Source organism: Arhodomonas sp. KWT (genome assembly GCF_010993615.1).
The window spans coordinates 1-1,370 of the sequence record NZ_WNXE01000135.1 but is presented as its reverse complement, the minus strand read 5'-3'; the positions used below and the strand labels follow the sequence as shown (position 1 = coordinate 1,370).

1 protein-coding gene and 1 pseudogene are annotated in these 1,370 nt (G+C 69.0%); one reads left to right on the top strand and one right to left on the bottom strand.

Going from position 1 to position 1,370, the window contains the following annotated elements; all coding sequences use genetic code 11:
* A pseudogene (locus G7A99_RS14795) lies at nt 1-348 on the bottom strand (NAD/FAD-utilizing enzyme); the annotation flags it as partial.
* A 120-nt stretch (nt 349-468) separates the two neighbouring features.
* Between G7A99_RS14795 and G7A99_RS14790 the strand changes: the two are divergent.
* Nucleotides 469-1,370 (top strand): aminoacetone oxidase family FAD-binding enzyme (locus tag G7A99_RS14790; RefSeq protein WP_163141490.1); only part of this gene is annotated, 902 nt, incomplete at its 3' end.

Sequence of the window (1,370 nt, the reverse complement as noted above, 5' to 3'; positions counted from 1 at the left end):
GCCGCGCAACCCCCCTTCCCAGGTGAAAAAGCCCAGCGTGATGATCGCCAGGAATACGAACGGCAGCCAGCCGGCGGCGGAGTGTACCCAGCCGGCGAAATGGGCGATGAGCAGCAGTATCACGGCGAGCACGGCGCCCACCGCGGCGCCGATGAGCGTGGAGTGGACCAGGTCGCGCTTCATCAGGGCCTTGACCTGGTTGAGGTGGCGGTGACTGTCCGCCGCGGCGTCGTCCGTGGTGAGGAGGTGGCACTGGGGCGTGACGATGCCTGCTGCCTCCAGGTCCTCCTCCAGTCGTTCGAGGTCATCCATGTCCGTACTGATGAAGAAGCGTCGCGTCATCTGCATGGCAACCTCCCTCCGTCGGCCGTCCCGCTGCGGGTGGGGATCGCGCCGCTCACTCACCGGAAAAGATAGTTCACGCAGCGGGGCCGGACCATGGCGGCGTTTCGCGTAGAATGCGCGCCCATGACGCAGACGGTGGACAGGGAACAGCACTGGGACGTGGTCATCATCGGCGCCGGCGCGGCCGGGCTGATGTGCGCCATCGAGGCGGGTCGGCGCGGTCGCCGCGTGCTGGTGCTCGACCACGCCAACCGGGTGGGAAAGAAGATCCTCATGTCCGGGGGCGGGCGGTGCAACTTCACGAACATGTACTCCGGCCCGGAGCACTTCCTCAGCGCCAATCCCCACTTCATGAAGTCTGCGCTCAGCCGCTTCACGCCGTGGGACTTTATCGCCCTGGTGGAGCGGCACGGGGTGGCCTACCACGAGAAGAAGCTCGGGCAGCTCTTCTGCGACCGCTCCTCCAAAGACATCGTGGCGCTCCTGCTGGAGGAGTGTGACGCGGCAGACGTGACCGTGCGCACCAAGGCACCGGTTCACGACATCCGCACCGGCGAGCCGCACGCGCTGGACACGGCGGTCGGCGCGGTGACCTGCGCATCCCTGGTGATCGCCACCGGGGGCTACTCGATCCCCAAGATGGGGGCCACCGGCTTCGGCATCGACTTCGCGCGTTCGCTAGGGATCGCCGTGCAGCCGACCCGGGCGGCGCTGGTGCCGGTGATCCTGGATGCCCGCACCCGCGAGCGCCTCGGCGATCTCGCCGGCGTGTCCCTTGATACCGAGACCGCCGCCGGCGGCGCGACCTTCCGCGAGAATATCCTGTTCACTCACCGCGGGCTGAGCGGGCCCTCCGTCCTGCAGGCGTCCTCGTACTGGCAGCCCGGCGGGCCGCTCGAGATCGACCTGTTTCCGGGGCTGGATCTCGCCGCGCATATCCGCGAGGTGCGGGCCCGGCGGCCGGGCCTGGCGCTGCGCACGCTCCTTGCCGAGCGCCTGACGCGCCGGGTGGCGCGACGCTGGTG